Raw genomic sequence first — 24,665 nt, forward strand, 5'->3', positions numbered from 1 at the left:
CGCTCGCCTCGTTAATCGATCGCGAACGCGGTGCCACACTCTGTACACTCCATCCGGAACGCACCGTCGTCGGTGAGTTCGAGCCCGTGTCCCCGTTCCGCGTCGCACTCTCGACAGTGGACGATCGACTCGATCTCGTCCCAGTCGTGTCTCGCCCCGGGCGCGCCGAACGCGAACCCGACGACCGGCTCCGTCGCGTCCTCGGCGTTGTAGCCCTGTTGGAACTCGCCGGGGGCGAACCGGATCACCTCGCCCGCGTCGACGGCGACCTCCCCGTCTTCCGTGTCGAACGTCGCGGTTCCCGACTGAACGTAGAAGACCTCCTCCTGGTCGTGGTGGGTGTGGTAGCCGCCCGAGAAGGACTCGCCGGGCTCGAGTTCGAAGTAGTTCATCGCGAAGTCGGTACAGCCAAGCGCCGCCGAGAGGGGCCGCCTGATCGAGTGGACGCCCATCGGGTTCGGCTGGGTCTCGACGTCGTCGATCGTGACTTTCTCCATGCCACGTCGTCCGTATGGATTGACAAAAATCCCGGGGCCGGGGGGAGGTCAAATCGCTCTCCGGCGAAGAGTAACGCCTACCTTCGTCCAGCCCCGACGATTCGCCGTGAACCGTCGCACGGTACTCCGGACCGCGGGCGTCGCGACGATGGCCGGTCTCGCCGGCTGTCTCGAGGGCGTTCGGGAACACTTCAGCGTTCAGGGCGTCGTCACCCTCGAGATCGTCAACGAAGCCGACGACTCCTACAACCTGCGCCTCGAGGCCCACGAGTCCGAGACCAACCGACAGACCTACGACGAGAGTTTCACCGTGACGCCCGGCGAGCGGGCGATGCCCCAGCATCTCGAGCGGACCGACCAGCGGTTCAGGGTCATCAAGTTCGACGGCAACGAGCAAGAAGAGATCAGGGAGGTCTCGATCACGCCGGAGACTCGACACGTGAACGTCTACGTCCGGGACGACGACCTGGTCATCGACGTCCACCGCGGCGACGACGAGGGGAACACGACCGTCGACGACGGTCCAAGCGAAGAGCCGACCGGCGGCGAGTCCGGCGACTGATTTTCCGGCCGCCGTCCGCCGCCCTACGGATAGGGGTGGAACGCCCGCTCGAGTCGCGGCTCGAACCCCAGATCTTCGGGCACCCCCCGTGCGCGCTCGCCGAAGTACGGCTCTCCGGTAAACAGCGGCTGGGCACCGGGGACGACGACGCGAACGGCCTCGAACCCGATCGACTCGACGTCCCGGGTCGTCACCCGGGCCGCGTACGGCGTGAGATCGGCATTCGTGACCCTGTCGACGACCGCCTCGAGTCGGGCCGCGCCGGTCGGCACGGGGTCCGGCCCGACGCTCGCCGCGGGGATCGTCCGGTCGACGTCGACGAACGACTGCGCTCGATCGGGGAACGCGGCGTACTCGCCGATCGCGCCCGAGGCCTCGTCGGCGTCGTCGGGACCGAGGTTCCGTAGTTCCATCCAGTTCTGGAGCCCTTCCTCGAGCGCGGCGACCGCGGCCGCGGTGGCGTCGAGACCGGCCGCCGAGCCGACGGCGAATGCGGGCCAGTCGTCGCCCTCCTCGTCGACGGGCGCGGCGGCCGGATCGCGGTGGACAGCGACGGCGACAACCGGCACGTCGACGTCCTGGGTGACGAGCAACGGCGTCACCGACAGCCCCTCGCTGCGTGCGCGCCGCTCGAGGGCGTCGAACGCCTCGTCGTCGACCGCCAGCCCGAGCGGGTCGAACGTCGAGTACCACGCGAGCATCGTCGCGTCGCGCTCGACGACCTCGGTCAGCCCGGACAGCAGGGCGTCGACCGTCGAGGAGCCGAGGCCGAGTCCGGTCGTGATCGCTGGGACGAGCCGCGGGCCGGGCTGTGGGAACTGGACGGCCGCGGCCGGCAGGTGGGCCTCGTCGCCGGTCGCGAGGTTCTCCCCGGGGACCCACCGGTACTCCTCGCTCGAGTCGTAGGCCGGCGCGTTCTCGGGCCGAACAAGGGCCGTCGGCGACACCGCCGTTTCGCCGCCGGCCTCGAGGTCGTCCTCGCTCGCGTGGACGAACGCCGACTCGCGGTAGACGCCGGCACAGTACCGCTCGAGGCCCTCGCCGACGGCTTTCATCAGGGCCGCGTTCCAGTCGGTCGCGACCCCGGCGGCCTGTGTCGGCGCGCCAGCGTCACTGTAGACCGAGGTGTCGGCGTTCGTCGCCAGGTAGTAGGGAGCGGGGAACGACTCGACCTCGCCGATGCTCTCGACGATACCTACCCGGTCGTCGATCGCCGCCTCGACGCGCTCGACGGCCGCCTCGAGGGCGAGCGCGTCGTCGTCGCGGCCGAGGGTGCGGTCCCGCTCGTCACCGTCCGCACAGGCACAGCCGGGAACCGGGAGGAACCGTCGGCGCTGGTGCGGGAGTTCGACGACGCTGCCGACGATCGATCGTTCGTCACCCGAGAACACGCGGACGCACTCGCGGCCGGCGATCGCGCCGGCGAGTCGGGCCGCGCTGCGGTCCGCCTGCGGGCTCTCGTCCGCGTCGCCGACGTGGGAGGCGACGCGTGCCCGGAGGCAATCGAAACAGCCCGTTCCCGCTCCGGGGGCGAACCCCGACACCGCGGCGTCGACGGTCGACAGCGGCTGGCCGCCGACGCCGCCGATCTCGACGGCGATCCAGGGGGTGTCCCCGGCCAGGGCCGACTCGTTCGCCCGTTCGAAAGTCGCTGCCCCGGCGACGTCCCCGACGACTGCGAAGCGCGCGTCCGCGAGCTCGTCCGGGGTCGCGTCTTCAACGGTGACGTCGACGTCACCGAGCGCGGCGACGACGGCCGAATAGACCGGGTCGTCGCCGACGACGTGGACTTGCATACCCGAACGGTCACGGGGAGGGGGCAAAAGAGCCGCGCTCGTTCCCGGCCCCCTTCCCGCGGTTTTCCGGCCGGCGCGTACCGGTAGTCACGGCTCCGGTCGTCAGGAGCCGTCGGCGTCCGATCCGCCGTCCTGGCGCGTCTCCGGAACGTCGACGACGTCTCCGCCCTCCGACGGCATGTCCTGGCCCTCCTTGATCGCCTGGGCCTCCTTCTCCATCGCCTCGACGTCCATCTCGGTCTCCTCGATCTCGCCGATGATCTCGGCGATGTCGTCGAGGCCGATCAGTTCGCGGGTCTCATCGTCGAACTCGAGGCTCTCGAGTTTGCCGTTCTCCTCGGCGACGTCGCTGCCCGAGAGGTGTTTGCCGTAGCGGCCGACCATCGACGTGAGTTCCTGGGGCATGACGAAGGTCGTCGACTCGCTCTGGCCGATCCGCTCGAGCGTCTCCATGCCCCTGTCGATGACCGCGCGTTCGCCCATCGATTCCGCGGAGCGAGCGCGCAGGACCGTCGAGATAGCGTCACCCTGGGCCTCGAGGATCTGGCTCTGTTTTTCACCCTGGGCGCGGATGATGTTCGACTGCTTGTCGCCTTCCGCCTTCTCGATCGCGCTGCGTCGTTCCCCCTGGGCCTCGAGGATCATCGCGCGGCGTTTGCGCTCGGCGGAGGTCTGTTGCTCCATCGCGCCCTTGACGTCCCGCGAGGGCGTCACTTCCCTGACCTCGACGCTCTCGACGCGGATCCCCCACTCGTCCGTGGGTTCGTCGAGTTCGGTGCGGATCCGCTCGTTGATCATCTCGCGACGGCTGAGCGTATCGTCGAGTTCCATGTCGCCGATCACCGCGCGAAGGGTCGTCTGTGCGAGGTTCGAAACCGCACGCTCGTAGTCGTCCACCTCGAGGAACGCACGTTTGGCGTTCATCACGCGAATGTAGACGACTGCGTCGGCGGTCACGGGCGAGTTGTCGCGGGTGATCGCCTCCTGGCTCGGGACGTCGATCGTCTGGGTCCGCATGTCGAACGTGTAGACCCGCGAGACGAACGGCGGGACGATGTTCAGTCCCGGTTCGAGCAGTTTGCGATACTCCCCGAGGACCGTCAGCGCACCCCTGTTGTAGGCGTCGACGATCTCGACCATCGACCAGACGGTCGCGAGGACGACCACGAACACGAGCGCTCCGACGAGTACCAGCGGATCCTCGAGTCCGACCTGCATCGGCCCCCCGACGAGGGTGTGTGTGAGGATGTCCATCAAGCAAGCTAGGGAGCCGAGCCGAATAACACTTGGCCCCTAACGACGGCTCAGTATCGGCGCTCGCGTCGACGGGCTGGGTTCGCCGTCACCGTCACTCCGATCCGGACGACTGTGGGGCGGCGTCGACGTAGACCAGTTCGTCCGCCGACTCGAGCAGGCGCACGCCCCACGTGACCGTGACCGGGACGAGTGCGGTCGTGAAGATCGCGATGAAGACCAGGATCGAGAACAGCGACTGACCGATGACGCCGGCCTCGAAGGCGACCTGTGCGATGATGATCTCGACCGTCCCGCGGCCGTTCATGCCGAAGCCGACGACCAGTCCCTCACGCGAGGTCAGCGACGTCGGCACGGCGAACAGCCACGAGCCGATGATCTTCCCGAGGAAGGCGACGGTGACCAGACCCGTGAGGACGACGAACGAATCGGAGAACACCCCGAAGGTGATCTGGAAGCCGACGGTGACGAAGAAGACCGGCGCGAACAGCCCCATCGCGAGGTCGTAGATGACGGTGTGCATGTGCTCGTACAGCCCGGGTTCGACGTCGGACTGCCGGAGGAACATGCCGGCCATGAAGCCGCCGATGATCATGTGGAGGTCGGCGAGCGTCGCCAACTGGGCGAACAGCAGGGAGACGAGCAACGCGAAGGTAAACGCGGTGGTCCGGTCGACGAAGCCGTATCGCTCGCGCTGACGTTCGATCGTGCGCCAGGCGACCGGCAGGAAGCGGTAGCCGAGCACGAGCGTCACCGCGAAAAAGCCGATCGCCTGGGCGAGGATGATCCCGAGTTCGGTCGGATCGAACGCGCCCGCGGTCACGTAGCTGTCGACGCCCGCGAACGCGACGAGCACCCCGACGTCCGAGGCCAGCGCGCCGCCGAGCAACACGTTCGCGATCCGCGTGTCGAGCAACTCGAGGTCCGCGAGGATGCGGGACTTCGTCGCGAGCGACGTCGCAGCCATCGCGAGCCCGAGAAACAGCGCCGCGCCGATCGACAGATCCAGCCAGACGCCCGCTGCGAACCCCATCCCGAAGGGGATGACGAAGGCTCCGAACGCGATCAGCAGCGACTGGGTGCCGAGGCGAAACAGTTCACGCAGGTCGACCTCCATCCCGACGTAGACCATCAGGATGAACACGCCGAACTCGGCCAGGACGGAGAGCAGTTCCGAGGGCTGTAAGATTCCGAGCAAGGCGGGCCCGAAGGCGATGCCGGCAAACAGTTCGCCCATCATCGTCGGATAGCCGAACCGCTCGGCGATCGCGCCGAAGATCCACGCGACGGTCAGTACGAGCAGGAGACTCAGGATGTCGATCGAGACTGTTTCTACCATTTCTCACCTATTGTTGACGGGCCGACGGCTGTGGTTTCGTCGTCGGTTCTCGGTCGGGGGCAGCACCACGGACCGGCAGCGGCATCAGGTCCGGTCGAATCAATCGGTCCGGGACCACGTTAGTGTCGGGGGTCGCCCGGGCCCAGGGGTCGCTCGATCGTTTCGCGGCGAGGTGGTGTTCCTGAAAGGACGATCACCACTCCGCTCGAGGTGACGTAGTCTCTCGGTCGGAACCGCGAGGAAGAGGGCGGAGAAGGGAGAAGGGCAAAGACCGGTAGTCACTCCTGGTCGCGGAGTCGCGTGAGAACTTCCTCTGCGTTCTCGACGGCTCGCTCTTTTTTCGCTGGGTAGGCCTCGACCTTCCCGCGGAAGGTGAGTCCCTCGCCGAGTCGGACGTCCCCGCCGAACGCGGCCTGTTTGTCCAGTCGCAGGAAGAGTTCGGTGTTTTCGGTAACCCGATCGTCGAGTTCGTCGATCAGCCGGTCGAACTCCTCGAGGTCGGCGAGTCGCGAGAGGACGTACCGGACGTCGTCGGCGTTCTCGACGCGAGCCGAGAGGACGAGGATCCGGTCGCCGTAGTGGCCTTCGCTTTCGGTGCGTTCGATCGGGAACGGTTCCTCGTCCTGCTCGTCCCCATCGCTCTCGTCGTCATCGCCCGGAAGGAACGTCCGGAGCGCCTCCTCGACGCGCTTTTCGTCCTCCGTGGCGTAACAGAACGTCCGTAAGTCGACGTAGTGAAGCGGAATCTGTGGCATCTGCGGTTCGGTAGTGTACTGAAACTCGAGGCTCGGTCGCCGGAGTCGGTCTTCGGCGGACCGCGACGCGGTGCGCGAGGCGACGACCCGTCGGTTACTCGTCGGCGTCGGCGTCGGCGTCCGGGGCCTCGTCCGCCGCCTCGAGGGCGTCCTCGGGAACGCCGGCTTCCTGCCCGTCTTCGAAGCTGACGGTGTAGGTGACGTCGCCGAACATGGACTCCATCGTCTGGGTGATCGTGCCGGTCTCTCCGTCGAATTCGCTGTGCTCGTCGTGCAGGACGACGTGGTCGTCTTCCTCGAAGCTCATAGCCGATATTTCCCTGGCGTCTCGTAAAAAGGGACTGATTCACGCCAAGCCCTCGAGTTCGGTTCTCGACGGCATCCACCGGTCGCTGGGAAACTCCAGTCGGTCACCGCATGCTCTCGAGCGCGACGACAGTGTCCGACATGAGCCACGCGTCGTCCCTGGCGGTGTCCTCGATGCTGAGCGCGAAGAACGATTCTCGGCCGTCGTCGACGGTGATACGATAACTTCGGCTCTCGAGGGACGTCGGGGTGGCGGCGTTCGGATCCGCGGCGTCTGCGTTCGGGTTTGGAGGGGCCACGACCGTCCTCGGAGCGCGAGGGGGATAACGTCCTCGTTCCGGGATCGACGCATCTCTCCAGTGACAGGTTTCGGTTCGATAGGTCGATCCCGCCGTCTCAGCCCGTGTCGCGCCTTACACGCCGAGTTCCTCGAGCAGCGTCTCCGCCGCCGCCGACGAGGAACCGGGCCCCCGAGCGGTGATCAGGTCGCCGTCGACCGTGACGCTCGTGTCGCTGTCGAGTTCGGCGTCCCAGTTGCCGCCGGCCGCTTTGACCTCGTCCTCGACCCAGTAGGGGAGTTTGCGACCGCTCGGCATACAGTCGTTCTCGTCGACGATGCCCTCCTCCCACTCGTTGGGGAAGCCGGTCACGTGGCGACCGTTGACGATGAACGCGCCGTGGCTGTCGCGGGCGAACGCCAGGATACCAACTGCGTGACAGACGACCAGCGCCTTCCCGTCGTCGCCCTCGACGGCGTGTCGCAGGAGACGGCGTGCGTCGCTGTCCTGGTTGACGTCCCACTCGGTGCCGTGGCCGCCGGGGAAGACGACGGCGTCGTAGGCCTCGGCGTCGGCTCGAGCCGTCGGGATCGGATCGTTCAGCCGCTCGTCGTTCTCGTGAACCTCGCGGACGTGTTCGGCGGTCTCCTCGCCGACCTCGTCGGGATCGATCGAGCGCTCGTCGACTACCGGCGGCGATCCGGACGGCGTCGCGACCGTGATCTCGACCCCCGCATCCGACAGCGTCTCGAGGGGCTCGACGCACTCCTCTCCCCAGTAGCCTTCCTCGCTGACGACGAACAGTGCCGATGTCATACCCATCGGTACGCCGAGCACGGTAAAAACGTCCAGCCCTGCCCTCGCCTCTGCCGCCTCCGGAGGAGCTAACCCGCTCGAGCCACGGTCGATCGTCCCCGGCGCGACTCTGCGAGGCCACCGCACCCGCCCTTTTCACCCGGCAGCACGTAGCAATCCATACCCATGCTACCGCGTTCCGCGCCGTCGGACGATCTCGAAGACCGGGGTGAAGCGGCGGTCGAAACGTTGCTGACCGAGGTCGGTGAGCGACTCGAGGACGCCGTGCGGACGTACACCCGGACCGGCGACGAGCGGAGCCGACTCGACCTCGCGGCGGGATGGACGGGAATCCGGCTCGATCTCGTCGACGCGGGCGACGAACTGGTCGTCGTGGCCGACGTCCCGGGATACGAGCGCGACGATCTGACGGTTCGGCTCGAGGGGGAGACGCTGACGATCAGTGGAGATCGCTCCCGTGGGGAACCGGGAGCCGAATCGGTCCGCGACCGCACACCGCCCGCCTACCTCCGACGGGAGCGGACCGCCCGGTCGTTCGCCCGCCGCGTTCGCCTCCCGGAGCCGGTCGCGGCCGACGACGCGACGGCGTCGCTGGACGACGGCGTGTTGACCGTCCGGCTCCCGAAGTACGCGTCCACGATGGAACCGACGGAAATCGATATCGACTGACACGTAGCGGGCGAGAGCCCACCCCTCCAGGGGTGGGAGGATGTCAAGTTCCCGCGTCACTCCTCGCGTTCGAGGTTCAGCGCCTCGAAGAAGCGTCGGGTGAGCCGATCGCCGGCGAACTCGAGCAGCGCGTCAGCGTCGTCGGCGTCGTCGGCGAACAGCCCCAGTTCGATCCGGCCGCCGGCCATGTCGTGGTGCCCCCCGACCTCTCCGAGTTTTCCGTACGCCTCGACGAGGGTCTCGCCCATGTGGACGCGGGGGTCGATCGAGCGGCCGCTTATTCTGATCGCGTCGCCGACGATGCCGTAGACGAGGACGGTGTCGACCCCCTCGAGGTTGAGCAGGTAGTCCGCGGCCTGTGGGAGCGCGTCGCTCTCGGCCGTCTTGCCCGCGCTCGCGACCATCGAGGAGCCGCGTCGGTCCCGGGTCGCGATCGCCCGGCCGATGGCGTCGAGCGTCGCCGGTGAGAACGCGCTGCCGTACAGTTGCTCGAGGGTCTCGAGGTCCGCCTCGGGGTAGACCGCCAGCGCGGCCTCGTACTCCCGGCGCGTCGGATCCCGGACGAAGTCGAGCCGTTCCCGATGGAGGGCAAACAGCAGGGCCGAAGCTAGCCGCGTCGTCAACTCGACCTCGAGATCGGTGAGATACTCGACGAAGATGGTCGCCGTCGCGCCGGACTCGGTCCGGACGTCCGCGAACGCGACCTCGTCCGAGCCGTCCGCGTTCGGATCCGGATGGTGGTCGACGACGATGTCGGGTTCGACCTCGGAGACTTCCGTGTTCCCGCCGGCTCGGGTGTGGTCGACGAACGCGACCCGTTCGTGGTCCTCGAGCGCGACCGTGGAGACGTGCCCGAGGTCTATCTCGAGCATGTTGACGAACGCGCGGTTTTGCTGGTGAGATATCTCGCCGCCGTACCCGATCGTCACCCCGTCGACCCCGGTATCGAGGGCGATCGCTTCGAGCGCGAGGGCGCTCGCGAGACAGTCGGGATCCGGATCGTCGTGACAGACGATCGCGAGCGACTCGGTCGACTCGAGGACCGCGGCGAGGTCTGCCGCGCGGCTCATGTTCGAACCTACGGGAAGCAGCGGTTTCAACCCAGCGTCGGCGTGAGTCGGGAAGTGGCGAATTCCCTGCTCGCCGGCACCGGCGAACGTGTCAACGAAATCACTATACTGCCGGACGACGAGGGGACACCCGTGGTCTCGATCCGAACCGCGATCCGCGACGACGCACTCGAGATGGCACGAATAGAGGCCGACGCCCTCCGACGGCGCGCGGCCGACCGGTACACCGGGGAGCAACTGAGGCTCCTGCTTCCGGACGACGGGATCCCCGACGAGGAGTTCGACGGCGACGCAACCCGGCCGGTCGTCGCCGAACGCGACGGCTCGGTCGTCGGCTGGGGCAGCCTCCACCTCGAGGACCGTTCGGCCGTCATCGCGGCGACGTTCGTCGACCCCGAACATGCGAGGTCCGGGGTCGGGCGGGAAATCGTCGATCACCTGCTGTCCGTCGCCCGCGAGGAGGGCTACGAGACGGTGACGGTCCACGCCTCACTCAACGCCGTCGGGTTCTACGAAGTGGCCGGATTCGAGCGCGTGCGGGAGATAGACATCGCTGGTCCCGCCGGTGCGGGGGTCGACGTTCCCGCCGTGCTGATGCGGACGACGCTTTCCTGATCGGCCCGCTCGGGTCGACCGGCGAGCGCTCGACCGGCCGCCGGAGTTCTCCCGTGCCCGGCCGTCAGGTGCCCGTGTCGTCTCCCGAACCGGTTCGGGAGGAGACATAGGGGAGCCCCGTTCGTCCCTTCGAATACGGACGCCGTGCCGTCGGTTTCGGCGGTCCGGCCGATCGACCGCCGTCGGCAATGGGGGGACTGCACTCGCAGGACGGCGCGATAGCGAAAGCGACGCGAATCGATGCCCGATCAGCCGACGGAAACCGACACGCGACGTTTGCACGCTCGAACACCCGCGACTCGAGGGACGGACACTATGATGCCACCAATCGATCGTCGACGGTTCGGAGATTTGCTCGGGGCGACTGCCATCGCCGCCTATCTGCTGATCGCCCTCGGAACTGCCGTGTCAACGACCGGGAGCGGTTCCTCCTGTACGACCTGGCCCAGTTGCTCGAGCGACTGGACGATCGGACCGATGACCGGCGACGCCCTGCTGTTCTGGGGCCACCGCGCTGCCGCGCTCGCGGCCGGCCTCCTCGTCGTCGCAACCGCCCTCGCCGCGTGGCGACTCGACGTCGACCGCCGCGCGAAGGCCGGCATCGCGGTCGCCGTCGTCCTCTTCCCGGTCCAGGTCGCGCTCGGGGCCGCGCTCGTACTCGGTGCCTCGACGCTCGTCGGCGTCGCGCACCTCGTCTTCGCGATGGCCATCTTCGGCGGCCTGCTGGGCGCGCTGGCGGTGACACTGGAGAACCGCGCGCTCGAGCGCGAGCAGGGGGAGACCGACCTCACGGAACCGCTCGCGTCGGACCCCACGCTGGCCCCGGACCGGGCCGGAGATTCCCCCGATGAACCCGCATCGGGGGCCTCGACCGAGGTTCGGATCGAGGACCTGGGAACGGTCGAACGGCTCCGGCGAACGGCCGGCGCGTACCTGACGCTGACCAAGCCCAAACTCATGTGGCTGCTCTGTCTGGTCGCGCTGGCGGGCGTCGGGCTGGCGACGGTCACCGGCGAGTCGGTCGCCGTGAGCACGGTCGCCGCGACGCTGCTCGGCGGCGTGCTGGCGATCGGCGCCTCGGGGACGTTCAACCACGTCCTCGAGCGCGACCGCGACCGAAAGATGGATCGGACGAACGATCGGCCGCTCGTCCACGACCTCGTTCCCGTCCGCAATGCCGTCGCCTTCGCCGTCTGCCTCGTCGCCGCCTCGATGGCCGTCATGCTGACCTGGGTGAACGCGCTGGCTGCGGGGTTGACCCTCGCTGCAATCGCGTACTACTCGGTCCTCTATACCGCCGTCCTGAAGCCGAACACGGCCTGGAACACGGTACTCGGCGGCGGTGCGGGAGCCCTGCCGGCGCTGATCGGCTGGGCGGCGGTCACCGGCAGCGTCGGTCTCCCCGCCGTGGTGCTCGCCGCGGTCATCTTCTGGTGGACCCCCGCCCACTTCTACAGCCTCGCGATCGCCTACCGGGAGGATTACGCCAGGGGCGGCTTCCCGATGTTCCCCGTCGTCGAGGGCGTGCTGACAGCCCGGCGACACGTCCTGCTCTTCCTCGGGGCGACGTTGCTCTCGGCGAGCCTGCTGGGCTGGCTCGCCGGCCTGGGCTGGCTCTACACGGTGACGTCGGTCGGGCTCGGGGCCGTCTTCCTCCGATCGGTCGTCCGCCAGTACCGCGAGTCCACCGACGACGCGGCGCTCAGGTCGTTCTACGTTTCCAACTACTACCTCGGGGCGATCCTCGTCACGATCGTTCTCGAGACGATCGTCGTCGCGTGAGGACACACCCTCACGGCCCGTCCGACGATCCCGAATTCCGCCTCGCACCCCCGTTTTAGCGGACGAACCCATTCGTGTCGAATCCCGAAGACTGGGAACCGGACACGGTCGTAAACCACGTTCACGTTCTATACTCTCGTATGAGCAAGTCAACCGATCCGGCGAAACCCTGCAACGGTGCCGAGCGAGCGTGGGAACAGGGCTGTGACCCGTCGCTGATCGTCGACACGATCGCCGATCCGACCGCCAGACGCATCTACGAGGCGATCGAGCTCCCGACTACCGCTCGAGAGCTAGCCGCGGAACTCGATCTGCCGGATTCGACGACCTACCGGAAGCTCTCGAAGCTCGAGGAGGCCGGCCTGATTCGCGAGCTAGATCAGGGGCCGAACGTCGACCAGCCGGCCCGATACGTGCGGCGGATCGACCGCGTTTCCGTGACCAGCGACGGCGAACTCCGTATCGACTGTCGCAAGGGTGGCAAGAACGTGTTCTGCAACCCGGACATCTGAGCGACGCAGGACCGCGATCACGATCACGATCACGTTCACGTTCACGTTACCGTTACCGTTCACGATCGCCGCTGCGGACCCGACGGACGGGCCCGCGACCAACCCGCGCTACTCGTCCGTCGTGACCTCGAGATCGCCGTGGACTTCGGTCTGACAGGCCAACCGACGCCGAGATTGGTCGGCGTCGGTTTCGTCTCCGTCTCCGTCTCCGCCTCCTCCTTCTCCCTCGCAGGGACTGTCCTCGCACGGCTCCGACAGCCGATTCCGCTCCGCCTCCGTCAACTCGTTGGTCTCGCCCGCCACGGTGACGGCACACATGCCGCAGACGCCGTTGCCGCACAGCGAGACGGGGGTCGCACTCGAGAGGGCACCCCTGGGGAGCGCCCGCAGGAGGTTGCGGCCGTCCTCGCACTCGATCCGTTCGCCGTCGAAGCGTATCGTTGGCATGGCTGCGATCTTCAGTCGTCCGCATCGCTTTCGTCGGCGATCGATAGCTCGAACAGTTCGCGTGCCGCCCGCAGCAACTCGGGATCGTCCTCCCGGGCCGCCTCGCGGAGCCGATCCGTCGGCGGCCCGAACAGCCGGCCGGCGAAGGAGGTGGCGAACTCCTCGAGGACCTGCTCCGGGTCGGCCTCGCCGTCCCGGAGTCGGTTCCGGGCCCGCTCGAGTTCGGCCTCGCGAACCGCCGCGGCGTGTTCGTGCAGCGCGCGCAGCGTCTCCTCGGCGCGGTTCTCGCGTTCCCGCCGAACGAACCGGACCAGATGCTCGTCGATCAGGGCCTCGGCGTCCGGCACCGCCCGTCGACGGCTCGTCCGGTCGCTTGCGAGCCGCTGGACGTCCTCGAGCGACCAGTACTCGATCGCCGTCCGTTCGGCGAGCGCCCGGTCGACGTCCGCCGGGTTACCGAGGTCGACGACGGCCGTCGGCGTCGCCTCGCCGTCGGTCGCGAGCGCGTCGGTCCCGACGACCGGCTCGTCGGCCCCCGTCGCCGTGACGACCGCGTCCGCCGGGACGACGATTTCGTCGACCCGCTCGAGGCCGACGGCGACGCCGGCCTCGGTCGCGAGTTCGCGCGCCCGCTCGACGGTGCGGTTCGCGGCGTCGATCCGGACCGCCGGCCAGCGATCGCGGATCGCCTCGACGGCCGCCCGGATCACCTCGCCGGCGCCGACGACGGCGATCCGTTCGGGCGCGTCGACGCTCCCGGCGAGCAGGTCGCGAGCCGCCGTTCCGTAGTCGAGGCGGCCGTCGGCGATGCCGGTCTCGGCCCGGCAGGTCCGCCCGGCTCGCAGCCCGCACTCCGCCGCCCGGCCGACGACGCCGTCGACCAGCCCTTCCTCGTCGGCGGCCTCCAGGGCGCGGCGAAGTTGCCCGATGATCTCGTCCTCTCCGAGGATCGGGCTCTCGAGTCCGGCCGCGAGCCGCGACAGGTGTTCGACGGCGTCGAGGCCGGTGTAGATCCGTCCGCTCTCGGCGTCCGCGGGCAGCGACAGCGTCCGCCGGGCCGCCTCGAGGGCGGCCGGCAGATCCGACGGCGACCGTCCGCCGACGTAGACCTCGACGCGGTTGCAGGTCGCGAGCACGAAACACTCGGTGATCCGATCCGTCGCGACGACCGATTCCGCGGCCGCGACCGGGTCCTCGGGCGCGAGGTCGCCGATCCGTTCGAGCGAGCCGTCGTCGCCCGCGACGGTCAGGCAGGCGAGCCGTTCGATCGATCGAGGCTCCGCGTCGCTCGCTGTCCCTTCGTTCGCGTTCGTCGGCGAAGCCGAGGCTGACGTGGACGACGCAGCGGCCGTCCCGTTCTCGCTCGAACTCGAGCGCGATTGCGTTCGTGGATGCGGCCGCGAACGCGACCGTGAATGTGAACTCGATCTCGAGTGCGGCCCCGAACGCGGGGATTGGATCGGATCTGACATGGTTCTCAGGTTCGAAGCGTGTCGGTCGGGACGTCGGTCGGCTCCCGGACGGTCCCGCTCTCTCCCCCTCTCTCGCCGAGGCCGAGTTCCTCGTCGGTCAGGTAACACCGCGGGTCCTCGGCCCAGAGGTCGCCGTTCTCGGCGACCGCGCGGGCCCGGGAGTTGCCCCCGCAGACCTCCTTGAACGGACACTCGCCGCACCGGCCCTCGAGGTGGCGGCTCGGTTCGGCGAGTTTCGACCAGACGTCGCTGTCCTCGAGGACCGCCTCGAGCGGCCGCTCGCGAATGTTGCCCATCGTGATCGTCGGCAGGAACATGCTCGGGTGGACGTCGCCGCGGTAGTCGACGTTGACCACCTTCGGGCCGCCGTCGCCCTTCTTGACGACGCGGCCGGGGCCGTCCTCGAACAGCAACTCGCGGGCGCGGTCGGCCCGTTCGGGCAACTCGCGCTGGATCTTCCGGTAGAGGTAGACCGCGTCGGCGTAGTTGCCCGCCGAGAGCAGCTGCATGCCGGGGTCGGTCTCGGCCAGCTCGAGCGTGCGCTCGAAGAGGTAGTCGACCATCTCTCGGGTGCGCTCGAACGGGAGATCGGTGTCGGTGATCGTCCCGCCCCGGCCCGTGTAGATCAGGTGGAAGACGTTGAGCCGGTCGACCTCGAGGTCGACGGCCAGGTCGACGAGGTCGGGGAGGTCCTCGATCGTCTCGCGGGTCATCGTCGAACGGATCCCGGTGCTCATCCCGGCGTCCTGGGCGTTCTCGATCCCCTCGAGGGCCGCCTCGAACGAGCCCTCCTTGCCGCGGAACTCGTCGTGGGTGTCGCCGACGCCGTCCAGCGAGACGCCGACGTAGGCCATCCCCGCGTCGGCGACGGCCTCCGCGCGCTCGGGGGTGAGATAGGTGCCGTTGCTCGAGGCGATGGTCCGCATCCCCTGCCGGTCGGCGTAGGCTGCGAGTTCGGCGATGTCCTCGCGGACGAACGGTTCACCGCCGCTGAAGACCAGCACGGGGACGTTCGCGTCGGCGAGGTCGTCGATGAACGCCTTCGCCTCGGCGGTCGAGAGCTCCTCGTCCGAACGGCTGTCGACCGCGCCGAAGTAGCAGTGCTGACACCGGAGGTTGCAGGCGGGCGTGGTGTTCCAGACGACCAGCGGGACGAGCGGCGAGTCCTCGTCGCCCCCGTCGTCGGAGCGGTCGCCCCGCTCGCCACCCTCCCTTCCCCCGAACGTCCGCTCGTACTTCATCCCCTCGGGGCGGTTGTCGATGCCGTTGACGAATCTGGTGAGGTCGATCATGGCTGGAAGATTCCGCTCGGCATCTCGCCGAGTCCGTCGATTCGATCGACGACCGTCACGTCCGCCGGGCGGTCGGCCCGCAGCGGTTCGACGTCGAGGACGGCCACCGAGGAGCGATCCATGTTGCCGACGTAACACTCGCGGCCGTCGGGCGAGACGACCACGTGCAGTGGTTCGCCGCCGACCTCGACCCGGCCGGCGACCGACAGCGTCTCGGCGTCGACGATCGTCACGTGCTCCTCGTCGTAGGAGTCGACCAGGACGTACCGATCGTCCGCCGCGGTCGCGGCGAAGCCGGTCGCCGTGCCGACGTCGACGAACGCGGTCGGCTCGTCGTCGCCGGCCGCGACCGCCTCGAGGTCGATCGCCGCGAGCCGGTCGTCCTCGCGGGCGGGGACGTAGGCCCGCCGCCCGCCGGGTCCGTCGGCGAACGCGATGCCGTGAGGGTTCTCGCCCGTCGGGGCCGTCGTGCGAACCTCGCCCCGGGCGGCGTCGACGAACGTCGCGAACGACTCGCCCGCGTTGTTGACCGCGATCAGGTCGGTCCCCGGCACCGGGTAGATGTCGTGGGGGTCGTCCCCGACCTGGTAGCGCTCGAGTTCGGTCAACTCGGCCGTCGGCGACAGCGCGATCAGTTCGCCGGCGTTCTTCTCGGCGACGTAGACGAGCCCGTTCGGGCCGGTACACATCCCGGCGCAGCGACCGACCGTCGTCGTGCCGATCCGCTCGAGTCGGAGCGCGTCGTCGGCGTCCGCGCCGTGGACACGGAAGGCCACTACTCCGGGGTCGACGTCGTCGGGCAACTCCGCCGCCGTCCCGACGAACAGCCGCTTCCCGTCGTCGGTCAGCGCGCTCCCCACGGTCGCGACCCCGAGGTCGTCGACCCGCTGGACCGTCTCCATCCGTTCGAGGTCGACCGCCTCGAGGTGCGAACTCGAGATGTAAAGCAGGATCGCGTGTCTCCCGTCCGGGTGGAAGACGGCCGTGTGGGGGTAGCTGCCGTCGCCGACCTGGGTAACCACCTCGCGGGCGGTGAGGTCGACGGCGCTGAAGTGGCTGCTACCCGCGTTTTTGACGATGGCGAGGCCGTCTCTGTCCCGATCTTCGTCCGCGGTCTCCGTGTCCGGCGCGTCCGCCCGGGTCGTCTCGGTTGTGGTTTGCGTGGATCGTGTCATGACGAATCACCGAAATCGAAACCGGTCGCGCCCTCGGTCAGGAAACAACTCGAGGGGGCGCTGTCCTCGGGAAGTTCGATCGTCGTCTCGACGGTCGGCGATCGTTCTGTCGTCCGAACGAGTGGTCTCGTGTCTAGCACTGAAAAAGAATCCCCGCTCACGTTCGGGACGTAGCAGCGACGGCCGTCCGCGCCGAATCGCGGATGGCGGGGTTCCGGACCCGTCCGTACCCGCGCCACGGGCTCGAGCGTCTCGACGTCGAGGAACGTCACGCGGTCGTCCTCGTAGGCGTCGACGACGGCGTAGCCGCCGTCGGGCGTCACGTCGGGAAACGCGGTCGGCGTGCCCAGCGATACCCGCTCGAGCGGCGTCGGCTCGCCGGCAACGTCGATCACCGTCACGCCGTCGCCCTCGGTGTCGCCGACGAACCAGCGATCGTGCGCGGCGGAGACGACGCCCCCTCGCGGGTTCGGCGCGTCGACGGTCCCGACGAGTTCCCGCCGCTCGAGGTCGAGGAACGAGACGCTCCCGTCCTCGACGTTGTTCACCCCCAGCAGCCCCACCGCCGGCGCGTACGCCAGGTCCTGCGGATCCCCCGGTACGGAAAACCGGTCCCGGACCTCGAACGGGGGTTCGGCGTCCATCCGGACCACCGCGTCGTCGGCTTTCAGCGCCACCCAGAGGTCCCCCGATCGATCGACGACGGCGCCGGCGCACTTCCCGATCGCGCGGGTGGCGACGGGCTCGAGTGCGGTAGCTTCCCCGTCGGCCGACTCGATCGTCCGGAGGACCGTCAGCCCCGGCTCGTCGCCGTCGGGCAGTTCGCCGTAGCCGGTGACGAACAGGTAGCGCCCGTCGCGGGAGGCTTCGATCCCGATCGGCGCGGTCCCGACGGCGTCGGTCCGCTCGACCGTCGACAGCGAGCCGAGGTCGACGGCCTCGACCGTGCTCGAGCCCGCGAACGCGACGTAGGCTCGTCCGCCGCCCGGCGCGACCGCCAGTCCGTGCGGGTGGCGTCCGTCGCCGACGGTCGCGACGTGGTCGCCGCTGCGGACGTCGATCGCGGCGACGCCCGTGTCGCGCATCAGTTTGACGAACGCCAGGTCGTCGGGCGGTACGCTCGAGTCGGGTTCGGCGGTCGCGGTGGGTCCGGATTCGGATCGGGTCATGGGAAGACGGTGGCTGAGATGGAGGGTAGGTGGGGGAGTGGTGCAGTGCGAGTCGATCGTTCAGCTCTCTGTGTCAGGCGTCCCAGTCCATGGCGAACTTCTCGGCGCGTCGCATCGGGAACTTCCCGGTACAGTCGGTGAAGTCACCCTCGACCTCCTCGATGTGTTCGCCGGTGTGGCTGTCGTAGACGTGGATCTCCCCCTCGGCCCAGTGGCTGACGAACACCTCCTGGCCGTCGTTGGAGAAGATCGGGTGGATGGCGTGGTCGCTGCCGGTCTCTACCTCGAACGCGACCTCGAGGGTCTCGCGGTCGATCGCGTACACTAGCTGGTCGAGTTCGGGGTCGTCCCGGAGCGCGACGTCACACCAGATGTAGTCGCAGTCCGGGTGGTCCCGCAGGAACAGCCCGCCGCCGGGGACGTCGATCAGCTTCTCGAGTTCCCAGGTGTCCGTGTCCCAGGCGGCGACGACGTCGTCGCCGATGTGGGTCGTGAACGCGCGGTGGCGCTCGGCGTCGAGCGCACCCGGTCCCGGATGGGGAACCGCCCCGACCTCGAGGTTCTTCACCAGTTCCCGCTCCTCGAGGTCGATGATCGACATGACGTTGTCGGTCTGGGAGGCCAGCATGAAGTAGCGGCCGTCCTTGGTGAAGAAGCCGTCGTGGAGGGTCCGGGCGCAGTCGATCTGTTCGACGACGGGGAAGTCGTCCTGAGTGTAGTCGATCAGCCACACCTGGCCGAGTTCCTTGAGCGCGGCGACCCAGACCCCGTAGTGGGGCGCGTCGTACAGCGCACAGACCCGACTCTCGACGAACTGGCCGTCGAGGTCGATCCCCTTGGTGGTAATCTGCTTGAGCGGCTCCATCGTGTCCGCGTCGACGACGAACAGCTGTCCGGGGTTGTACAGCCCCGCGATCAGGTAGTCGTTGGTACGGTTGAGCGAGAGGTCACGGGCGTCGGTACCGACCCGGACGCGTGCGACGCGGTTGAGCCCGAAGAGGTCGAGCTTGTACAGATAGCCGTCGCGGGCCATCGTGTACATGTACGCGCCCTCGCGTTCGTTCTCGGGGATGTCGCGGTGGAACTCGGTCACGTGGATCGCGTGGCCGACGTCCTCGATCCGACCGAGTTTCTCGTGGTTCTCCATGTCGACGTAGGACACGGAGGCGTTCCCCCGCTCGACGACCGCGAACATGTCCGTCAGGTCGTCGACCAACTGCGGCTCCTGGGGCAGTTCGCTCTCCTCCTTGAGGATCTCGTGGGTCGTCTGGACGTCCTCGATCTTTCGGTAGTCGAACTCCGCGGCCTCGTCGCCGACGAAGAGTTCCCCCTCCATCTGGGCGTGGCCCGAACCGCAGTACAGCGTACACTCGTAGAGGTGACGACCGGGTTCGTCGGCGATGAACTCGACCGACTGGCTGACCGAATCCGGATCGGTGTCCTCCTCCAGAACGACGTGTTCGTCGTAGGGCTCGAGGAGGTGCCAGTCGTGGAGGTTGAAATCGGGGTTCTCCTCGAACGTCGATTCGACGAAGTCGATCTTGACCTTCGCTCCTTCGGGAACCTGGATCTCCTGGGGTTCGAAGCCCCACTGGTAGGCCCGCATCTCGAACTCGTAGAGCTCGGCGTCTTCGTCACCCCCGGACCCACCTTCGGAGTCCTCGCCGTCGCCGGTCTCGGTCCCGTCGGTCGGCTCCTCGTCCCCCATACAGCCGGCGACGGCCGCCGTCCCGGCCGCAGCGGTTCCGGCCAGGAAGCGACGCCGCTCCGGAAGGTCCAGGTCGATCCAGTCCGGGAAATCCAACTGCTCGTCGATCCCCATCTCCTCGGCGTCGTCTACCCGCATCGCGTAGGCTTTCTTGATTCGCTCGATTCGTTCCGCCGTCGTCTTCGCGTCGTCTGATGGATGTTCGCTCTCTGACATGGCTGTCGGTTCCGAACGCGGATCGGTCGTACGGGTCGCTACAGACGACGATCACCGTAGCGAATACTTGGTATCGGAACACGACCCCCACCCGCTGAGAACCGATGCGGAACAATTCGCGTCCATACTCACTCACTGGGATGGGTGGCGAAGCGGTTCGCCTCGAGGTTCATAACCCCCGCAAGAGCCACGCGCGCGCAAGAGCAGCGGTGGCATGCGCTTGCCCCAGTAGTTGTCTTCGCGTGTGCCCGCCGGCGTTACCGGCCCGCTCGAGCACCGATCACGGTCACGGCTCGAGTCGAACACGTCAATACCGACCCGAACGCGTTCCGGTCCCTTCCTGTCCAGCGGGAACTCGAGGGTGGCTATTAGCGACCGAAGACTCGACTCTCGCTCGAGACCATGGCCTCCGACGACGTCCCTTCGACGCCGGCCCTCGACAGGCGGTCGTTCCTCAAAGCGACCGGGACCGGAGGAACCCTCGCAGTCGCGGCGACCGCCGGCTGTACCGATCTCCGGGCTGCCGACCGGGACGACGTCGTCCTGTCGCCGCCGGAGGGCTACGACGAGGACGTCGCCGCGGAACTTCCCCACCCGACCTACGGCGACGAGGTGCCCGAGGTGACGATCCCCGCGCCGCTGGCCGACCGGGAGGTCACCACGACCGACTTCGTCGGGGAGCGCCACTCGCTGTACACGTTCCTGTTCACGCGGTGCTCGTCGGCCTGTCCCGGCCTGATGGCGAACCTCGTGCACGTCCAGGCGGACTCGCTCGAGGAGGGGTACGCGGACGACGTAACCCTGTGTCCGGTCACGTTCGACCCGGAACACGACACGCCGGAAGTGCTGGCGGCGTACGAGGAGGACCACGGCGTCGACGACGACGCTGGAAACTGGTACACGCTGCGCCCGGAGACGCCGGCAGCGGCCACGGACGTCGTCGACGACACGTTCGGGGTCACGTTCGCGGAAACGGACGACGCGGACGGGATGGCGTTCATGCACACCAACCTGGTGCTGGTCGTCAACGAGGGCGGCCACGTCGAACGCGCCTACACCGGTGACGTGCCCACACCGGCGGACGTCGTCGACGACGTCCGAACGCTGCTCGAGGAGTGGTGAGGTGAGATGGGGTGAAGAGAGTCGAGACCCCACCGCTCCCGTGCTCGAGGGCACGGGCGTGGGCGAGGATCAGCCGCTCGGGACCGACGATCGGTTCGTCGATGGCGGCAGGATCGTTTCGATCCTGACGGACGCCGGACACCCACACGTCGCCTCGTCGTCGCCGTGATTCTTCACCGAATTATATCAATTCAATAAAGATAGTAGCTGATCCAATAACTACTGCTATCTGATCTATCGAATATGTACGGGAGAATGAATAGGGGGGTGGGGTACCGAGTTCCGCCTGGAGCGAGCTATGACGACCACAGATAGCGGAGAGGAGATACCGTTCATGCAACGGTTGTATAACCGAATCTGGCTTCTCGCAGCGGCAGCGCTGCTGTTTTTTGCGCTGTCGTACTCCGGTTGGGGGATGCTGGATCTACTGACGATTCCATCGGGGTGATTCAGTATGACGTCACCGATCAAACCGCCGAAAGGAAACTGGTGGGACCAACCCGTCAACAGACGTGAATCGATCTGGCTGGGGCTCGGCGTCGGCTGGGCGCTGGTACTGTTCGGGTGGATGAGCGCGTTCACCCGGATCGGCGACCAGAACCCGATCGGCGAGACCTACCGCGTCACCGAGGACGAACTCCGGGAGAAAGTCGACGCCTTCAAAGACGCCGCCGAGGAGCGCGAGGACGGCGCGTACGTCCCCGACGGCGACGACGTCTTCGTCGTCGGCCAGCGCTTCGACTGGGACGGGCTCCCGGTCGTCCTCGAGACCGGTAGGGAGTACGACTTCCACCTGAGTTCGTACGACGTCCAGCACGGCTTCTCGATCCGCCCGGAACACGCCCTGAGCCAGCAGATCAACCTGCACGTGATGCCCGGCGAAGAGTGGGTCGTCCCCATGGAGTTCGACGAACCCGGGACCTACCACGTGCTCTGTAACGAGTTCTGTGGCGAGGGCCACCGCGGCATGCACGGAACGATCATCGTCGAGGAGGGGTCACAATGACACACGCGCTCGACGTCTTCGGCTGGTTCGACAACGAGTACGACGACGACGGGTTCCGCACGTGTTCGGTGACCGGCTTCGACGTCCACCGGACCGTCGAGAACCACGTCAAACTGTTCGGGGTGACTGCGGTCGTCTTCCTGCTGATCGGGGGGCTCTTCGCGACCACCGTCGCCACCACGCGGTGGGAGCTCATCGGCCTCCTCGAGCCGGGCGACTACTACAAGCACCTGAGCATGCACGCCTGGAGCATGCTCCTGTTCTGGATCGTGTTCATGGAGGTCGCGATCCTCTACGTCGGCGGCCCGATGGTACTCGGCCGCAAACTGCCGCTGCCGTCGCTGGCGAAGGTCGGGTACGTCGTCATGATCGCCGGCGTCCTGACGATCTACTACGCCATCTGGACGGCCTCCGGGAACCCGGTCGCCGACAACGCACCGCTGCTGACCGCGTACGTCCCCCTCGAGGTCAACCCGCTGTTCTACGCCGGTGCGATCGTCTACATCGTCGGGATCGTCGTCGCGGCGCTGCCGTTCTTCCTGACGATCTGGTACGAGAAACGCGAGAACGGCGGCACGCTGCCGCTGGTCACGTTCGGCGCGTTCGTCACCGGGATCATCGCCGTCGAGGCGCTGGTCGGCGGCCTCGTCGCCTTCGCGGGCGCGCTGGCCTACAACTTCGGTCTCGCGGAGTGGTTCGACGCCGGCGTCTACCGACAGTGGTTCTGGATCATCGGCCACGGCACCCAGCAGATCAACCTCGTGGCGATGATCGTCGTCTGGTACCTCTTCACCCACGTCCTCGCCGGTGCCGAAGTCGTCAGCGAGAAGGTCTCCCGGACCGCGTTCATCCTCTACCTGTTCTTCATCAACCTGGGCGCGGCCCACCACCTGATGGTCGACCCCGGGCTCTCGGTCGGCTGGCGCGTCTGGAACACCTCCTACGCGTTCTACGGGGCGACCTTCGCCAGCCTCGTCCACGCCTTCACGATCCCGGCCGGCCTCGAGGCGGGTCGCCGCAAGCGCGGTAAGGGCGGCGGCCTCTTCGGCTGGCTCACGTCCGCACCCTGGAAGAACCCGATGTTCTCGACCTCGATCTTCGCGATCATCCTCTTCGGGTTCCTCGGGGGCATCACCGGCGTGATGATGGGCCAGCTCCAGCTCAACATGAGCTGGCACAACACGTTCGCGACGGTCGGCCACTTCCACAGTACGGTCGTGCTCGGGACGACGGTCACGTTCATGGGCGTCGTCTACTTCGTCATCAGGACGATGTTCATGCGGGAGTTCGTCTCCTCGAAGCTGGCCTCGTTCCAGCCGTACCTCTACTGCAGCGCGATGGCGGTCACCGCGCTGATGATGATGTACCTCGGCATCCTCTACGGGATCCCCCGCCGGACCGCGGAAGTCGTCCGGAACATCCCGCGGACCGACTTCAGCCTCATCGAGGCCGCGCCGCTGTTCAACGTCTTCGGCGTCTTCGCGCTGCTGGCGATCACCGGCGGCGCGCTGTTCGTCCTGCTTGCCGTCGGCTCGCTGCTGTTCGGCGACCGGATCGAGCCCGGTGGAAACGGCGACCTCGTGGCCGACGGCGGCCTCGAGATGGCGACCGATCCGGAGGACCCGGTTCACGCCTACGAGATGCGTGGCACCTTCGTGCTCTGTCTGTTCTTCCTGGGGGTGTTCGTCGTCGCGTACGCGCTGAACTGGTTCCTGCTCACGCAGCTGTGGTCGATCGGGGCGTAAGCTCGTCTGTGGGTCCGACCTTGGATCCGGGTTCGGAACCGGGATCGGAATCGGATTCCGATTCCGACCGGGACCCGGTCCCGACACCCGTCCCGGTCCCACCGTTCGCCCCTCCCGCCGTCGTTCGCTGACGGCGGCTCGGTCGTCCCGTTCCCGACCGTCACACGCCGTACCGACCCGTCGTTGTGGCGAGCCGGTACGTGAACCGTGAACCGTGAACCGTGAACTGACCCGATCTAACTCGTCCGACTCGACTCGAGCGACGTTCGCCACGATACGATCCACTCAACACATCACCAGACGATCCATGCCCGATTCGCAGCACGTTCCCTCACGACCCGGAATCGTCCGACGCACAGCGAGACAGGCCTGGCGCAACCTGTTGAACGTTTACTACACCAACACGACGGTCTGGCGCTACCTCAAAAGCGGCGCGCTGGTGTGGTTCGGGCTCATGCTCTGGGCCTTCTCGAACCTCCTGCTGTCGTACCGGCCGGACCTGACGGTCATGTACTACACGATGGCCTACGGGTTCGTGTTGATCCTGTGGGGGCCGCTGACCCACTTCGTCGTCGTGCCGCTGGTCATCCGCCTCCGTCGATCCGGGGCGACTGGCGTCACCGGGACGATCGCCCGTCACGGCTCCAAGATCAACCTGGCCGTGTTCCTCGCCCTAGTGATTCTGCTAGGGAGCTTGCCGTTCGGCCCGATGGTGCTCGACTTCCAGCCGTCGTCGACCGACGGCACGCAGAGCGTCGCACCCCCCGAGCTCGAGTGTTCGAAGACCGACGAACTCGTCACGTGTTCGATCTCCCACGAGGAGGGGTACGACCGCGTGGTCGTCTCCGACGCCGACGGCGAGATCACGACCGTCGACGAACCGCCCTACGAGTTCGAGATCGATGCCGCGGGACACGACCAGTTCGTCGTCGAACTCGTCGACGAGGACGGCGAGATGGTCGACCGGCGCGTCAAACGGATCGGGTCGATTCCGTCCGAATCCGAGTCCGGGTAGTACGGGCTATAAATCGCAGCCGTCGCTCGAGGGGACGTCTTCTGCCT

Annotated in this window: 25 protein-coding genes; 10 read left to right on the top strand and 15 right to left on the bottom strand. The window is 67.6% G+C overall.

Annotated elements, in window-relative coordinates:
- Positions 1–11: 11 nt before the first annotated feature.
- Positions 12–497, bottom strand: a complete 486-nt coding sequence (locus BM113_RS14390; protein ID WP_089788752.1) for a cupin domain-containing protein — start codon at positions 495–497, stop codon at positions 12–14.
- Positions 498–603: 106 nt separating this feature from the next.
- Here BM113_RS14390 and BM113_RS14395 point away from each other — a divergent pair, with 106 nt between their 5' ends.
- Positions 604–1,059, top strand: a complete 456-nt coding sequence (locus BM113_RS14395) for a hypothetical protein (RefSeq protein ID WP_089788753.1) — start codon at positions 604–606, stop codon at positions 1,057–1,059.
- Between the two features lie 23 nt (positions 1,060–1,082).
- Here BM113_RS14395 and BM113_RS14400 read toward each other — a convergent pair whose 3' ends face one another.
- The 7 genes from BM113_RS14400 to BM113_RS14430 all read right to left on the bottom strand — a co-directional run bounded on the left by BM113_RS14400 (position 1,083) and on the right by BM113_RS14430 (position 7,603).
- Positions 1,083–2,855, bottom strand: a complete 1,773-nt coding sequence (locus tag BM113_RS14400; RefSeq protein WP_089788754.1) for a YcaO-like family protein — start codon at positions 2,853–2,855, stop codon at positions 1,083–1,085.
- A gap of 102 nt (positions 2,856–2,957) precedes the next feature.
- Positions 2,958–4,109: an SPFH domain-containing protein gene (locus BM113_RS14405; protein WP_089788755.1), complete on the bottom strand. Its 1,152-nt coding sequence runs from the start codon at positions 4,107–4,109 to the stop codon at positions 2,958–2,960.
- A gap of 94 nt (positions 4,110–4,203) precedes the next feature.
- Positions 4,204–5,448, bottom strand: coding sequence for a cation:proton antiporter (locus tag BM113_RS14410; protein WP_089788756.1), 1,245 nt, complete (start codon positions 5,446–5,448; stop codon positions 4,204–4,206).
- 278 nt (positions 5,449–5,726) lie between these two features.
- Positions 5,727–6,203: an RNA-binding protein gene (locus BM113_RS14415; protein WP_089788757.1), complete on the bottom strand. Its 477-nt coding sequence runs from the start codon at positions 6,201–6,203 to the stop codon at positions 5,727–5,729.
- A gap of 94 nt (positions 6,204–6,297) precedes the next feature.
- Positions 6,298–6,510 (bottom strand): DUF1918 domain-containing protein, encoded by a 213-nt coding sequence (locus BM113_RS14420; RefSeq protein WP_089788758.1) that lies wholly within the window; start codon positions 6,508–6,510, stop codon positions 6,298–6,300.
- Positions 6,511–6,613: 103 nt separating this feature from the next.
- The gene (locus tag BM113_RS14425) at positions 6,614–6,808 is read right to left on the bottom strand and encodes a hypothetical protein (protein ID WP_007141782.1); all 195 of its coding nucleotides are present in this window, start codon (positions 6,806–6,808) and stop codon (positions 6,614–6,616) included.
- A gap of 114 nt (positions 6,809–6,922) precedes the next feature.
- A complete protein-coding gene (locus BM113_RS14430; protein WP_089788759.1) occupies positions 6,923–7,603 on the bottom strand; it encodes a type 1 glutamine amidotransferase domain-containing protein in 681 nt (226 codons plus the stop codon).
- A gap of 165 nt (positions 7,604–7,768) precedes the next feature.
- Here BM113_RS14430 and BM113_RS14435 point away from each other — a divergent pair, with 165 nt between their 5' ends.
- Positions 7,769–8,272, top strand: coding sequence for an Hsp20/alpha crystallin family protein (locus tag BM113_RS14435; protein WP_089788760.1), 504 nt, complete (start codon positions 7,769–7,771; stop codon positions 8,270–8,272).
- A gap of 56 nt (positions 8,273–8,328) precedes the next feature.
- Here the strand turns inward: BM113_RS14435 and BM113_RS14440 are convergent, their stop codons facing one another.
- Positions 8,329–9,342: a DHH family phosphoesterase gene (locus BM113_RS14440; RefSeq protein WP_089788761.1), complete on the bottom strand. Its 1,014-nt coding sequence runs from the start codon at positions 9,340–9,342 to the stop codon at positions 8,329–8,331.
- A 54-nt stretch (positions 9,343–9,396) separates the two neighbouring features.
- Here BM113_RS14440 and BM113_RS14445 point away from each other — a divergent pair, with 54 nt between their 5' ends.
- The 3 genes from BM113_RS14445 to BM113_RS14455 all read left to right on the top strand — a co-directional run bounded on the left by BM113_RS14445 (position 9,397) and on the right by BM113_RS14455 (position 12,251).
- Complete coding sequence (locus BM113_RS14445; protein WP_218149964.1) at positions 9,397–9,957, top strand: GNAT family N-acetyltransferase; 561 nt, start codon at positions 9,397–9,399, stop codon at positions 9,955–9,957.
- Positions 9,958–10,272: 315 nt separating this feature from the next.
- Complete coding sequence (gene cyoE / locus BM113_RS14450; RefSeq protein ID WP_089788762.1) at positions 10,273–11,739, top strand: heme o synthase; 1,467 nt, start codon at positions 10,273–10,275, stop codon at positions 11,737–11,739.
- Between the two features lie 140 nt (positions 11,740–11,879).
- On the top strand, positions 11,880–12,251 hold the full coding sequence (locus BM113_RS14455) for an ArsR/SmtB family transcription factor (protein WP_245758066.1): 372 nt from the start codon (positions 11,880–11,882) through the stop codon (positions 12,249–12,251).
- A 108-nt stretch (positions 12,252–12,359) separates the two neighbouring features.
- On the opposite strand, the gene BM113_RS14460 is transcribed toward BM113_RS14455, so the two are convergent.
- The 6 genes from BM113_RS14460 to BM113_RS14485 all read right to left on the bottom strand — a co-directional run bounded on the left by BM113_RS14460 (position 12,360) and on the right by BM113_RS14485 (position 19,730).
- A complete protein-coding gene (locus tag BM113_RS14460; RefSeq protein ID WP_089788764.1) occupies positions 12,360–12,698 on the bottom strand; it encodes a 2Fe-2S iron-sulfur cluster-binding protein in 339 nt (112 codons plus the stop codon).
- Between the two features lie 11 nt (positions 12,699–12,709).
- The gene (hemA, locus tag BM113_RS14465) at positions 12,710–14,170 is read right to left on the bottom strand and encodes a glutamyl-tRNA reductase (protein ID WP_089788765.1); all 1,461 of its coding nucleotides are present in this window, start codon (positions 14,168–14,170) and stop codon (positions 12,710–12,712) included.
- A 5-nt stretch (positions 14,171–14,175) separates the two neighbouring features.
- On the bottom strand, positions 14,176–15,462 hold the full coding sequence (locus BM113_RS14470; RefSeq protein WP_089788766.1) for a radical SAM/SPASM domain-containing protein: 1,287 nt from the start codon (positions 15,460–15,462) through the stop codon (positions 14,176–14,178).
- Positions 15,459–16,637 (bottom strand): YncE family protein, encoded by a 1,179-nt coding sequence (locus BM113_RS14475; RefSeq protein ID WP_089788767.1) that lies wholly within the window; start codon positions 16,635–16,637, stop codon positions 15,459–15,461. Before BM113_RS14475 ends, BM113_RS14470 begins: the two co-directional genes overlap by 4 nt.
- Positions 16,634–17,806 (bottom strand): beta-propeller fold lactonase family protein, encoded by a 1,173-nt coding sequence (locus BM113_RS14480; protein ID WP_089788768.1) that lies wholly within the window; start codon positions 17,804–17,806, stop codon positions 16,634–16,636. Before BM113_RS14480 ends, BM113_RS14475 begins: the two co-directional genes overlap by 4 nt.
- A gap of 73 nt (positions 17,807–17,879) precedes the next feature.
- Positions 17,880–19,730, bottom strand: coding sequence for a cytochrome D1 domain-containing protein (locus BM113_RS14485; RefSeq protein ID WP_089788769.1), 1,851 nt, complete (start codon positions 19,728–19,730; stop codon positions 17,880–17,882).
- Between the two features lie 402 nt (positions 19,731–20,132).
- On the opposite strand from BM113_RS14485, the gene BM113_RS14490 reads away from it, so the two are divergent.
- From BM113_RS14490 to BM113_RS14505, 5 genes are all read left to right on the top strand, one after another.
- Positions 20,133–20,852 carry an SCO family protein gene (locus BM113_RS14490; protein ID WP_089788770.1) on the top strand — a complete coding sequence of 240 codons (720 nt, stop codon included), beginning with the start codon at positions 20,133–20,135 and terminating at the stop codon, positions 20,850–20,852.
- 40 nt (positions 20,853–20,892) lie between these two features.
- Positions 20,893–21,021, top strand: coding sequence for a hypothetical protein (locus BM113_RS22880; protein ID WP_281244024.1), 129 nt, complete (start codon positions 20,893–20,895; stop codon positions 21,019–21,021).
- Between the two features lie 285 nt (positions 21,022–21,306).
- Positions 21,307–21,858, top strand: a complete 552-nt coding sequence (locus BM113_RS14495) for a cupredoxin domain-containing protein (protein ID WP_089788771.1) — start codon at positions 21,307–21,309, stop codon at positions 21,856–21,858.
- Entirely contained in the window at positions 21,855–23,603 is a 1,749-nt protein-coding gene (locus tag BM113_RS14500; RefSeq protein WP_089788772.1) for a cytochrome c oxidase subunit I, read from the top strand. The genes BM113_RS14495 and BM113_RS14500 overlap by 4 nt, the downstream gene beginning before the upstream one ends.
- 307 nt (positions 23,604–23,910) lie before the next feature.
- Positions 23,911–24,618 carry a hypothetical protein gene (locus BM113_RS14505; protein WP_089788773.1) on the top strand — a complete coding sequence of 236 codons (708 nt, stop codon included), beginning with the start codon at positions 23,911–23,913 and terminating at the stop codon, positions 24,616–24,618.
- Positions 24,619–24,665: the final 47 nt, after the last annotated feature.

Origin of the sequence: Natronobacterium haloterrestre (genome assembly GCF_900112205.1) — an archaeon.
Lineage (GTDB): Archaea > Halobacteriota > Halobacteria > Halobacteriales > Natrialbaceae > Natronobacterium > Natronobacterium haloterrestre.

Coding starts and splice junctions, on each gene's coding strand:
- BM113_RS14415 (WP_089788757.1), bottom strand. CDS start 6,203: ATGCCACAGATTCCGCTTCACTACGTCGACTTACGGACGTTCTGTTAC.
- BM113_RS14480 (WP_089788768.1), bottom strand. CDS start 17,806: ATGACCCGATCCGAATCCGGACCCACCGCGACCGCCGAACCCGACTCG.
- BM113_RS14485 (WP_089788769.1), bottom strand. CDS start 19,730: ATGTCAGAGAGCGAACATCCATCAGACGACGCGAAGACGACGGCGGAA.
- BM113_RS14440 (WP_089788761.1), bottom strand. CDS start 9,342: ATGAGCCGCGCGGCAGACCTCGCCGCGGTCCTCGAGTCGACCGAGTCG.
- BM113_RS14435 (WP_089788760.1), top strand. CDS start 7,769: ATGCTACCGCGTTCCGCGCCGTCGGACGATCTCGAAGACCGGGGTGAA.
- BM113_RS14505 (WP_089788773.1), top strand. CDS start 23,911: ATGCCCGATTCGCAGCACGTTCCCTCACGACCCGGAATCGTCCGACGC.
- BM113_RS14470 (WP_089788766.1), bottom strand. CDS start 15,462: ATGATCGACCTCACCAGATTCGTCAACGGCATCGACAACCGCCCCGAG.
- BM113_RS14495 (WP_089788771.1), top strand. CDS start 21,307: ATGACGTCACCGATCAAACCGCCGAAAGGAAACTGGTGGGACCAACCC.
- BM113_RS14405 (WP_089788755.1), bottom strand. CDS start 4,109: ATGGACATCCTCACACACACCCTCGTCGGGGGGCCGATGCAGGTCGGA.
- BM113_RS14430 (WP_089788759.1), bottom strand. CDS start 7,603: ATGACATCGGCACTGTTCGTCGTCAGCGAGGAAGGCTACTGGGGAGAG.
- BM113_RS14475 (WP_089788767.1), bottom strand. CDS start 16,637: ATGACACGATCCACGCAAACCACAACCGAGACGACCCGGGCGGACGCG.
- hemA (WP_089788765.1), bottom strand. CDS start 14,170: ATGTCAGATCCGATCCAATCCCCGCGTTCGGGGCCGCACTCGAGATCG.
- BM113_RS14420 (WP_089788758.1), bottom strand. CDS start 6,510: ATGAGCTTCGAGGAAGACGACCACGTCGTCCTGCACGACGAGCACAGC.
- BM113_RS14400 (WP_089788754.1), bottom strand. CDS start 2,855: ATGCAAGTCCACGTCGTCGGCGACGACCCGGTCTATTCGGCCGTCGTC.
- BM113_RS14490 (WP_089788770.1), top strand. CDS start 20,133: ATGGCCTCCGACGACGTCCCTTCGACGCCGGCCCTCGACAGGCGGTCG.
- cyoE (WP_089788762.1), top strand. CDS start 10,273: ATGATGCCACCAATCGATCGTCGACGGTTCGGAGATTTGCTCGGGGCG.
- BM113_RS14460 (WP_089788764.1), bottom strand. CDS start 12,698: ATGCCAACGATACGCTTCGACGGCGAACGGATCGAGTGCGAGGACGGC.
- BM113_RS14410 (WP_089788756.1), bottom strand. CDS start 5,448: ATGGTAGAAACAGTCTCGATCGACATCCTGAGTCTCCTGCTCGTACTG.
- BM113_RS14455 (WP_245758066.1), top strand. CDS start 11,880: ATGAGCAAGTCAACCGATCCGGCGAAACCCTGCAACGGTGCCGAGCGA.
- BM113_RS14390 (WP_089788752.1), bottom strand. CDS start 497: ATGGAGAAAGTCACGATCGACGACGTCGAGACCCAGCCGAACCCGATG.
- BM113_RS14500 (WP_089788772.1), top strand. CDS start 21,855: ATGACACACGCGCTCGACGTCTTCGGCTGGTTCGACAACGAGTACGAC.